Genomic DNA, 10446 nt, shown 5'->3' with positions numbered 1-10446 from the left:
ATAAGACAGGTTCCGTGAAGTTGTTCCATTCGAACCTTTCTTGTCAATCAGCGTGATGCACACCATCCGGAGGGATTCGAGTGAATCGGAGATTGAGCATCGGCCTGGTGCGTAATGTCAGAGCCACAGGGCGCTGAGACCGGCTGAACTGTTCAGTACCGTTGGAAGGCCCATGACGGTTACCGGTATCCGCAGTTCTGTTCCGCCGAGGAATCGGTACGGAGGTGGTGTTGTCGGAAAACTCGCGCTCGGCAAATGACCACCGCGATCAGTACCAGGGAATGACAGAAGGAGGATTGGTTTTCGCATGAGGGGTAAATTGAATTGCGTACTGTAATTCCGAGAATCAACCCCGGGCAAGCTGAATCAAAATCCCGTGATAAAATTCAATCCGACCAGTCTTAATCACCGTCAACGAGCAGAATTCGTTTTGCTTTTTGGGCCTGAAACTGAATTGTCGAATAAACCCGACCCGCCATTCCGTGTGCTGAATGTCGCAGGTGATCTATCTTTGACCCATGGCCAAAACGGCATCACTGGGATCTTTTTCTCCTTATCCGTTCGCTCAGTAAGCAACGAAAAGGGTACATCCGAACATATGCTTTCGGTAAGCGGCAGGACGATCCCAAGTTCATGCGACTGTTTACGGCGATTGAGCGGCTACGGGAATACGATGAAACTGCCTTACTAAAATCCGAAACCTATATCCGAGCAGCTGCCAAGGATGAAGATGGACTTGTACGAGCGCATACTCGATGCCCTCGATAATTATTACTCGGTGCGGAACGCTCAGTTGGAAGTCAGGAAGGTCCTGAATCGTATTACCATCTTATTCGAAAAAGGATTATACGACCCGCATTCGACAACTACCGAAAGCGAAGGAGCTGGCCAGTCGCTACGAGTTTTTCGGTCAATGGATGGAAGCGATCTCCTGGGAGCGAACGCTGATGCTCGAGAAGCAACTCGTAGAGAATTTTGCGAAGGTGGAGGCGGAAGAGCGATTGGTAATCACCCGCCTGGAAGAGCTTGCAGCCCGCAATGTCGTGTACGATCAGATCAATAAACTGTACAGCGAATCGATCTGGATCAGAAGTGAAGCGGACCACCGTAAATACAAGACCGCACTCAACGTGCCCGTAATGCGCCGCCCCGATGCGGGCTGGTGTGCTTGCGCGCGTGTTGCGGCTACAAAGCGCGCGCAAAGTATTACAGCGCACTGGACGAACGGAAACGATACCTGGAAGTATCAAGACGCGCCGTCGAATTGTTTGATTCGGATCCGGCCTTCACCAACCAGCATTTGCTTGGGTGTATATCAAGGCGCTGGAACAACCTGATCGCAACACTCGGTGAGAACGATCGTTTTCAGGAATTCGACCGGGCTTTGGAGAAACTCAGGAGCATTCCCGACCGTTTCCCCGCCGGTAATTCTGAGAAAATGCGATCCATGATCAGGATGCGTGTCCTCCTGCGCGAGTTTTACCAGAACCTGTATCTCCGTGAATACGATAATGCCGGAGAACTGACCGAGACGATTGAAGAGCGTTTACAAAAGGACCGCCACCTGATCAGCGCCGTGCACGCGGTGATCTTCCAGTATGCATTGTCCTACATCCACTTCATCAACGGTGACTACCGCAAAAGCCTGCGTTGGATCAATGCCATACTCAATCTTAAGCCGCTCCCGGTAAATCGCCTCTTTCAGGGATATGCCCGCGTGCTTGGTATTATCCTTCACTCTGAACTGGGCGACGTTGACATGTTGCAATCACTGGTTCCATCTGCACTCCGGTTCTTCGACAAGCGCCCTGACGTCTATCCGCTTGAACGAATGTTTATACACCAACTTTGGCGAAAGGTGGTTCGGGCATCTTCTGATATGGAAAGGAAGAAACGATTGCGGAACTGGGTAGTATGATCCGAAAAATCCTACAACCCGAACGATAATCGTATTATGGAATACTTGACTTCCTGAGCTGGATCGACTCCCGGGTTCGAAACGTCCCATTTGCGGAAGCACTTCGAGAAAAACGTCCGGTTCGGCGATGACCGTCACCGGATCAGTTTCACCCAGCCACGTTCTTCCTGATGGATCGAGGAGTTTTCGATGGCCAGTATGTAGAAATAAACTCCGTCGGGACAGGGTTGTCTGCGTTCATCCGTTCCGGTCCAGCCGGAACCGGGAAATGAACCGTGTGATACTTCCTGGCCCCAGCGATTGAATATTTGCCAACGGGCAGCGAAACGCCCCGTCGTATCGCGCACCTGCCAGGTGTCGTTCAGTCCGTCGCCATCTGGCGGAATACATTTGGAATGATAACTTCCGGGAGCGGTTCTGGTATTGGAAGCCTGCAAGGCGAGGTCGCCAAGCAACAGGAAATTGTCGTAGTAGGAATTCGATGGAACCGGGTTTCGCTCGAAAACGGTAAAGTGCTCGACGGGAAATCGTCGGCAAACGTTCCGGTCATGGCCAGATGGCCGTTGTGTATATCGGCGGACAGAAAATCGTAGAGATTAAAGTCGGGAAACGAAATCGTATCGATCACATCAAGCGCTTCATTGAATACATAAGTATTCTCCTTGTACAATATCGGAAGTGAATTGTCATCAAAGGGCGGAAACGGGAAGCCATTGTACATGACCCGGTCGATCCGCACGAGCAGATTGCCGCATTCGTCGGCTTCCAGGTAATTGTAATGACCCCTCGGCGACAGTATGTTGTTATGAAAGCGCCGGTGCCGTACTAGGTTTAACTGATCGTCCAGCTCGAGTAGGATGAGGTTGTAATCATACAACGAATCGATTCCGGGTGGATTCCAGGTGCTGTCGTCCACGCTGAATTCCCGGTCATAGGCCGCCAATACATAGAGATGATCGTTCGGCAGCACGTCCGCGTCGAGGTTCTTTTCGCTGCTAACCCTGTCAGAATGAAACCGCCGATGACGCAAATAATTACCGTTCACGTCATATTGTATGATCAGCAGATCACGGTTAGAGCTTTCCTGACTCGGCGGATTTGTGTAATCATAGGGCTTAGCACTTAGGTAGTTTGGTGGTTCATGCGAAAAGTGAAGATTGATGCTGTCTCCGAAACACAATGTGACATAGACGTTACCGTTCCGGTCAGCATCCGCCATGACGGGCAGAAAATTCGTCCAATTGTGGAATTCATGAACAACCTTTTCCAGACCATCCATCCATTGGACCTGCAATGAACTGTCCAGCTTAATCACAAACCAGGTGAATTCACGAAGCGTATCGTTGGGCAACTGCTGCGTGGTAAAAACACTTCCCCGAGTACCCCGCCAGATAGATGTTACCGTTTTCGTCGAGTGAAAGATCGGTTACAAAGGTCCGATCACCGGTATAAGTGTCGAAACTATCCGACAGGGCCACCCATTCAACATGCCGGATCGGTTTTCCGTTGCTGTCAAGTTGCGCCAGGAAAAAGGATGGCTGATAGTTGGCCTCCTGCAAGTATTCGGTTCCGCTTTGACCGAAATCAATATCCACCAGACCCCGGTAATAGCCCAGGACGAGCGTGTGATTCATTCGATCAGTCTCCAGGTGTGTGATAACGAAACGTGATTCCGAATAGCCGGAGTAACGAGCCCATTGCACCGATTGGTCCGCCCGATAGCGGACGAGGTAATTGCCGGGAACCGGGTGCTCGCCCGGCGTACTTCCTCCCAGCAGATCGAAATTAACCATAGCACTGGAGGCGGAACCGGACATAACAGTGTTGCCGCTATCATCCACGGTGACCGCATAGGCGCGGTCCTGGAAATCATTGCCCAGTGAATAAAGCCCGGACACCGCGATCGGATCCGACTGTGCAAGCAGTCGCGTCAGACCCGGCAACATCCAGAGCATCGAAAACAGGATCGTGCGCATGGAAGAGTTAGCCGAAGATCGGAATTCATTGGTACATCAAGAGACAGGATCTTGTTAAATGACAATTCGGCGATGACTGAAAATAGCGAAAAATCTAAACGACCGCCAGAATGTGATACACCTGCCCGTTGACTTCACATCGATCGCCGGCGGAAAGCCCGTTCATGCGTTTGCCGAGCGGGGAGGAAGGGGAGAGGACCATGCATTCGGTGGTTTCCGATCGTAGCTTCCCGAGCCCGACGGTGAGATAAAAAAGCATGCGATCCGTTTGTACCAGACTTCCGGGACGGATCACCCCATCTGATAACGACGGATCAAATCGGATAAGCTGTTGTTGCTGATCGAGCAGGTCTTGCAATTGTCCGGCAAGCTTTTCCTGCTCCAACTGCATCATCGCGCGCGCGGTTTCGTGCTTGTCGCCCGCGGAACTTTTACTGTCATCCAGCGCGCCTTCCAGCAGTTCGGTTTGCATCCGGGTAAGTTCGACGATCTTTGAAGCGAGCAGCTCCAGACATCGTTGGTGCAGATCGGCTTTTAAACCCGACAAGAGGGCCGTGTCCATCAGGAAATGCGCTTCCCCTTGAGATCGTAAATGATCCACTCCTGTCCGCTACCGACGCCGAAGGCGGTTTCCTGTTCGTTGTAAAAGATCTGTTCCGGCTGCGGTTCGATCACGTAGTCGCCCGTATCGTTCATCACCGCGAAAAGTATGTCGTCTTCCTCCGCCTGGTAGTCGAAACGATCCTCGCCAAGACTGGCTCCCGTTTGCTCGATGATGAAGAGGCGTTGTTCCGGAATGTACTGCCGGATCTGCCGGATCCCTTTCCGCAACAATTCACCATGCAGGCTCAGTATCGCGAAATTCGATTTGCCTTCCCAGTCGTTATAAGCGGCCACCAGGAAGCGTTGTTCCTCATCCAGCCAGTCGCAGTCGGTAACTTCGTCCTCGAACAGCAAACCGCGCAGATCGAACTCGCGTTCGTCTTCGCTCAGCAGGTAATGGATGACTTCACCTTCCGGTGTTTCCCGAATGACAATATCGACGATCATGCGAGCGCAAAGGTAGGCGCTTTTCGGAGACCGGCCACGCGGAACGGGCTCCTGAAGGACGATGAACGGAAGGGATGCGGTCTTCCCGGTACTGTGCTTATTGTTTTACGAAGCGCATTCCACGGGGCATGACATAAACTCCTGCCGGCAGCCCGCGCAGATCGAAGCGATTGCTGCCGGTCGCCGGCACGATGAAGTGTTCGCCCAGGACATTCGATAGCGTAATTGTCTCCGTTTCATTTCCCGGCACAACGATGTAATCGGCAGCAGGATTTGGATAGGCCCTGGTACTTGCGTCGGATTGTTCAGGGATGTCGACGGTTCCGGAACAAAGCCCGATCAGGTAGCTGTTATCGATGCCGGCAGATCCCGCGGGGAGGTTAAGTGTGTAACTGTCGAACACCGAAGTGCCCGAATGTTTGCCGACCGCCACCATGCAATTATTCGAAATGACTTCCAGATCATTCACCGGCGCGTTGGAAGGGAACACTTTGGTCCAGGTGTCAGAAAGCGAAGGCCCATCCTTCAGTACCGTAGGGGTGTTGAAAGCGCCGTCGCCACTGATGTAAAACTGCGGACTGCCGGCAGCCGGGATATACTCTTTTATCTTCGAGGCGGCCCCGTTGATCAGGATCGAATCGCAGGACAGCACGTTTCCGGTTGCTCCGTCGAGGCGATAAACATAGCCGTTCGGAAAATTGCTTTTCGTCACGCTACCAACGGTCACACTACCAAAGAGTGCGTAGAAGGTGCCATAGACATCGCCGTTCGCATCCAGGTTGAGACGGAACGTCTCGGCCAGGGATGCATTCACCGGCGTACTCCAGAGTTGATTCAGGTTGTTGTCGAATTTGAGGATCTTATTCCCTCCCTGCGCGATCACATCGTTACCGTGTATCACAATGTTGTGCCATTGGGGGTTCATGAGGTTACCGCTCAGGGTGATGGTGCCCAGATCGTTTCCGTTCCCCGCGTCCAGCTTGTGGATGGCCGCGTCACCGGTATTGATGAACAGGTACCCGTTCGCGTCGCAGGCGATGGAATAGACCGCCGAACTGGTTCCTGCCAGCCACAAGGCGCTACCTGTAGCATCGTAGCAGGCAACGAATCCCAGGTAACTGGCCGGCAGGGTCTGATTTCCGAAGGTGGAAGCGGAGCTGGTGTTCAGCGAACCGGCCACGTAGCAACGCCCGTTGTTGCGCGGGTCCGCGGCAATGCCATAAGCAATGTCGGTGGTGCCGGGTGTGCCACCCTGCCGCAACCATTCGAGGTTGCCGCCAGGGCTCAGTTTTCCGAACCAGGCTCCGCCACTGCCTACGCTCAAGGTGGTGCCACCGAAGGTGATCACATCGGTATGCTTACCACAGAAATAGATGTTGCCGGATTGGTCAGATTCCACACAGAATAACTCATTGGACAAAGTGCCGCCGGAATTGTTGAACGGGATCTGAAACGTCGGGGTTTGAGCCTCGCTAAATACCAGGGATGTCGAGAACCAAAGGAAGATGGCGTAGATTTTTTTCATGGGTGAGGTGTTTACACAAAGGTAAGCGGGAAAAGGAGCGCGGGTATCCGTGCTGGTGGGTATTTTGGTAACTGGTAACTGGTAACTGGTAATTAGTAATTAGTAATTAGTAACTAAACACCGATTTTTAATTACTAATTACCAGTTACCAATCACCAATTTCAAATCACTACCGTCAACGATCCCCCATCAATCCCACATTGCCTATCTTTACCATTCCCCCCATGCCCCTCCATCTTTACCGTCACGCTTTTTCGAATCTGAACCGCAACATCTGGATCCTCTCGCTGGCGATGTTCATCAACCGCAGCGGGTCGATGGTGTTGTTGTTTACCACGCTCTACATGACGCGCGACCTGCACTTCTCGATCGCGGAGGCAGGATTTGTCATGAGCTTCTACGGGATGGGCAGCGTACTGGGCAGTTATCTGGGTGGCTGGCTGACCGATCGCAAGAATCACTTCGACATCATGGTGTCGGCCCTGATCTCGAGCGGACTTATCCTGCTCTCCTTACTGGTCATCACCACGCCGGCGGGAATGGCGGCGGTGATCTTCATCTATGCGCTGGCGGCCGACAGTTTCCGACCGGCCAACGCCGCTGCCATCGCCGAATACAGCACGCCTGAAAACCGCACCCGGTCGGTCGGGCTGATGCGACTGGCGGTCAACCTCGGCTTTGCCGTCGGCCCGGCTGTTGGCGGATTCGTCGCGCTCTACCTCGGCTATCGCTGGCTGTTCGTCATCGATGCCTGCACCGGTTTTTTGGCCGCGCTCATGTTGTTCCTCTACCTTCCCCGGCCTGCAACGATACCCGGACGTCACAAGAATGAAGTACTGGCCGACAGCAGCACTTCTGCCTACCGCGATCTGCGTTATTTGTTCTTCATCGCGCTGGTGGCCGTGTATGGGACCATCTTCTTCCAGATCTTCGCCAGCATTCCGCAATACTTCAAAACCGTCAGCGGGTATGATGAAGACCGCATCGGACTGCTCATGGCATTGAACGGGATACTGGTCGTGATCATCGAGATGCCGTTGATCGCCAAGCTGGAAAAGTCGAAGAAGATCTTCCGGTTCATCGTCATCGGCGTCTTTTGTTTACCTGCCGCGTTCGCTTTGCTTTATTTCGGTGAACACCGACTCTCCTTCGCTATCCTGTATACGTTCGTGATCACCCTGTCGGAGATCTTCGCGATGCCGTTCATGATGAACTATGCGCTTTCCCGGCCGAAAAAAGAACGGCAGGGACAATACTCCGCGCTCTATTCGATCGCCTACGGGATCGCGACCATCGCGGCGCCATCATTGGGGCTTGGGATTGCGGACCGATACGGTTTCGATCGCTTGTTCGTCATCCTGATCGTTTCATCCCTTTTTCTGTCGCTGGGTTTTTTGTGGATGGCGGGGAAGGAGAAGACGGAACATACTGAATCCGCCGGCTGAGCAGTGCTTTGAATCGTTGGAACGCGGATTGCGCGGAGGTCACGGTTTTGCGGATCGACTGAATTCCTATATTTGGATACAGCATTTATCGCATGAAGTCGTTCAGTACTTTGTTTCTGTTGACCTGCCTGCTCTTGGTAGCGTTTGCTTCCGCCCAAACCACCCGCCGGGTCGTCATCGAAGAATTCACCGGCGCCTGGTGCGGAGCGTGCCCTGATGCGGCGATCAAAATAGAAGAGATCGAGCATGATTATCCCGATAATACGATCGGCCTGGCCTGGCACGAATGGGACGATCTGGAGATCCCCGAATGGACGCCGGTCAAAACCCTCTTCGGGGTGTCGAGCTATCCCGGTGGAGCAGTGGATCGTTACAAGTTTACCGGAGCATCCCGGATCATCCTGTCGCATCTTTCGTTTCGTACCCGTTTCCTGAACCGCTACAACACCCCGGCCATTGTCTCCGTGGGCATGCGGGATCTGTCATTTGATGGGGCAGCCTACCATTTTACCGTCGATGCGAATTTTTCGGCGGCTCCCACACCGGGCGCCTCCTTGCGCGTGAATGTCATCATCAAAGAAGACAGCATTCCGGCTGTTGGATCGCTGGAACAGCATAATTATTATTCGACGATCCAGAACGGCAATAATCCGCTGGTGAACTGGTACCACAACGAAGCCATTCGCCGTTGTCTTGGCGGTCCGTGGGGCGTGACCGGCGGGCTGCCGCCAGTAGCAGTGGCCGGAATCACGTATTCGTCCGATTTCAGTTTCATCCCTGATCCTTCCTGGAACCTGGACCAGTTGCACCTGGTCGCGATCGTTACCTACGATGGCGATACGTCGCTCAATCAAAAGGAGATCCTCAACGCGGAAACGGTTCGGTTGCGCGACTGGATGTTATCGACCAACCTGAACACACCTTCGCCTGCTGCTTTGAGTGCCACCCTGGCTCCCAATCCCGTTACGCGTTTTGGTCGTACCGAAGTCGCTTACGATTTATCCATCACGGGAGAGGTCCGTTACGAGCTGTTCAATCAACTCGGTGAGCGTGTGATCGATCCGGTTATCAGCTATGAGGTCGCCGGGCGGCATACCTGGCAATGGTCGCCGCGCGGTCTTCCTGCCGGGATCTATCAACTTCAGTTATCAACTGCCGGCGGATCCTTCTTCGCTACGCGCATATGCGTTGTGGACTGAGTATGAATGCTGAAGCCTTGCGCAGTCGCGTAATCCGTTTACTACTTCTGTTGGCTGTAACCATGCCTTATTTGCTATCGGCCCAAGACATTGCCGGCGACTATTCCCTCCACGGCTTTCGTGAGGTTGCCTCCGGATTACGGCTCAGCGCGGATCACACGTTTGAGTTCTTCTACACTTACGGAGCCTCCGACCGTCAGGCCTCCGGTACCTGGTCGCTGGACTCTGGAACGGTCGTGCTCCAGGGAAGCAAGAAGAAAGGGCAGGATTTCAAGCTCAGGAAAAGCGCACGGGAAGGTGGACCTGGAATGGTGATCAAGATCTCCGATAAGTATACGTACCTCCAACAATCCGTCGTCTGCTTTGCCTTCACAGATCGGGATTCAATGATCGAAGAAAGCGGTATCGACGGCATTGTCCGGTTCAATGCAGATGGGATAGAGCGGATCGAATTGATACACGCTGTGTTCCCGGACGAACCTACCATCATCGATTGCTCCAACGACCCTTCCAACTATTTCGAATTCACGCTCAATCCCAGCCTCGGTGAAGTGGTGTTCGACCGGGTAGCAGTAAGTCTGGAAGGTCAATCCCTGCGGTTCAGCAACAAATATCTTTTTGGCGACCGGGTGGCGGAATTTACCAAACCGTGAATGTCCGTGAGAGGAAAGAATATAGTATAAGAAGCATTAACCCCTTATGGATTTCAATTTTTCTGTCAAAGCAGGAAGGTAATGGCTTCGAATTTCCCAAACGATCGAATAATCAATTCCGAAATAATCATGAACGATCCTGTTTCTAAATCCCCGGATCTTGTGCCAATCTATTTCGGTGTGTTGGTCTTTGAATACCTCTGGTAGACGGCCCGTAGCTTCTCCTATTATTTCAAAGTTTCTAATTACCGCATCTATCGTTTTGTTGTCCTTGCAGAAGTCTTCGTATGTAAGACCGTCTGTATAAGCCAGAATCTTGGAGCAGCTTTCCAGAATATCATCGATCAGAAGCTCGGGTCGTCGCTTAGACATACACAATCTCCGCTTCAATGGCTTTAAAATACCGGTCTTTAATCCCGTTTCGTGAGACGAGGTCAACATGCCGGTTGAGTTTCTGTTCAAAAAGGTCTGCCAGTTCGACGAACTCAATTCCAATGGGTTGGCTGAATTCAACGATAATATCGATATCGCTGGTGGATGTAAAATCGTCACGCACGATAGAACCAAATAAACCAATCGAATTGACATGAAATTTTGCTGCCAATTCAGCTTTCATGGCAATCAATGCAGTCTTGACGAGATTCAACTGTGCTGACATAAATCAAATATAATGACAAAAT

At 52.4% G+C, this 10446-nt stretch carries 14 protein-coding genes; 5 read left to right on the top strand and 9 right to left on the bottom strand.

Annotation, left to right across the window (positions count from 1 at the left end; all coding sequences use genetic code 11):
- Window positions 1-117: 117 nt before the first annotated feature.
- Window positions 118-309: a hypothetical protein gene (locus tag IPJ96_16055; protein ID MBK7911819.1), complete on the bottom strand. Its 192-nt coding sequence runs from the start codon at window positions 307-309 to the stop codon at window positions 118-120.
- Window positions 310-917: 608 nt separating this feature from the next.
- Between IPJ96_16055 and IPJ96_16050 the strand changes: the two genes are divergently transcribed.
- Together IPJ96_16050 and IPJ96_16045 are read left to right on the top strand one after the other, a co-directional pair.
- Window positions 918-1337 (top strand): hypothetical protein, encoded by a 420-nt coding sequence (locus tag IPJ96_16050; protein ID MBK7911818.1) that lies wholly within the window; start codon window positions 918-920, stop codon window positions 1335-1337.
- A gap of 101 nt (window positions 1338-1438) precedes the next feature.
- Entirely contained in the window at window positions 1439-1918 is a 480-nt protein-coding gene (locus tag IPJ96_16045) for a hypothetical protein (GenBank protein MBK7911817.1), read from the top strand.
- A gap of 134 nt (window positions 1919-2052) precedes the next feature.
- On the opposite strand, the gene IPJ96_16040 is transcribed toward IPJ96_16045, so the two are convergent.
- The 6 genes from IPJ96_16040 to IPJ96_16015 form a co-directional block, all read right to left on the bottom strand.
- Window positions 2053-2373, bottom strand: coding sequence for a gliding motility-associated C-terminal domain-containing protein (locus IPJ96_16040; protein ID MBK7911816.1), 321 nt, complete (start codon window positions 2371-2373; stop codon window positions 2053-2055).
- Window positions 2280-3269 carry a hypothetical protein gene (locus IPJ96_16035; GenBank protein MBK7911815.1) on the bottom strand — a complete coding sequence of 330 codons (990 nt, stop codon included), beginning with the start codon at window positions 3267-3269 and terminating at the stop codon, window positions 2280-2282. The genes IPJ96_16040 and IPJ96_16035 overlap by 94 nt, the downstream gene beginning before the upstream one ends.
- Window positions 3247-3894, bottom strand: a complete 648-nt coding sequence (locus tag IPJ96_16030; GenBank protein ID MBK7911814.1) for an SBBP repeat-containing protein — start codon at window positions 3892-3894, stop codon at window positions 3247-3249. Before IPJ96_16030 ends, IPJ96_16035 begins: the two co-directional genes overlap by 23 nt.
- A 94-nt stretch (window positions 3895-3988) precedes the next feature.
- Window positions 3989-4456 (bottom strand): hypothetical protein, encoded by a 468-nt coding sequence (locus tag IPJ96_16025; protein MBK7911813.1) that lies wholly within the window; start codon window positions 4454-4456, stop codon window positions 3989-3991.
- Entirely contained in the window at window positions 4456-4944 is a 489-nt protein-coding gene (locus IPJ96_16020) for a hypothetical protein (GenBank protein ID MBK7911812.1), read from the bottom strand. Before IPJ96_16020 ends, IPJ96_16025 begins: the two co-directional genes overlap by 1 nt.
- 97 nt (window positions 4945-5041) lie before the next feature.
- Complete coding sequence (locus IPJ96_16015; GenBank protein ID MBK7911811.1) at window positions 5042-6469, bottom strand: T9SS type A sorting domain-containing protein; 1428 nt, start codon at window positions 6467-6469, stop codon at window positions 5042-5044.
- 224 nt (window positions 6470-6693) lie between these two features.
- Here IPJ96_16015 and IPJ96_16010 point away from each other — a divergent pair, with 224 nt between their 5' ends.
- The 3 genes from IPJ96_16010 to IPJ96_16000 all read left to right on the top strand — a co-directional run bounded on the left by IPJ96_16010 (window position 6694) and on the right by IPJ96_16000 (window position 9766).
- Complete coding sequence (locus tag IPJ96_16010) at window positions 6694-7914, top strand: MFS transporter (protein ID MBK7911810.1); 1221 nt, start codon at window positions 6694-6696, stop codon at window positions 7912-7914.
- Window positions 7915-8006: 92 nt separating this feature from the next.
- Entirely contained in the window at window positions 8007-9113 is a 1107-nt protein-coding gene (locus IPJ96_16005) for a hypothetical protein (GenBank protein ID MBK7911809.1), read from the top strand.
- A 62-nt stretch (window positions 9114-9175) separates the two neighbouring features.
- Window positions 9176-9766 carry a hypothetical protein gene (locus IPJ96_16000; protein ID MBK7911808.1) on the top strand — a complete coding sequence of 197 codons (591 nt, stop codon included), beginning with the start codon at window positions 9176-9178 and terminating at the stop codon, window positions 9764-9766.
- 36 nt (window positions 9767-9802) lie between these two features.
- On the opposite strand, the gene IPJ96_15995 is transcribed toward IPJ96_16000, so the two are convergent.
- Both IPJ96_15995 and IPJ96_15990 read right to left on the bottom strand, forming a co-directional pair.
- Window positions 9803-10138, bottom strand: coding sequence for a DUF86 domain-containing protein (locus IPJ96_15995; GenBank protein MBK7911807.1), 336 nt, complete (start codon window positions 10136-10138; stop codon window positions 9803-9805).
- Window positions 10131-10424: a nucleotidyltransferase family protein gene (locus tag IPJ96_15990; GenBank protein MBK7911806.1), complete on the bottom strand. Its 294-nt coding sequence runs from the start codon at window positions 10422-10424 to the stop codon at window positions 10131-10133. Before IPJ96_15990 ends, IPJ96_15995 begins: the two co-directional genes overlap by 8 nt.
- Window positions 10425-10446: the final 22 nt, after the last annotated feature.

The organism is Bacteroidota bacterium, assembly GCA_016713765.1.
Lineage (GTDB): Bacteria > Bacteroidota > Bacteroidia > AKYH767-A > 2013-40CM-41-45 > Pollutiaquabacter > Pollutiaquabacter aromativorans.
This window is presented reverse-complemented; position numbering and strand designations above follow the sequence as displayed.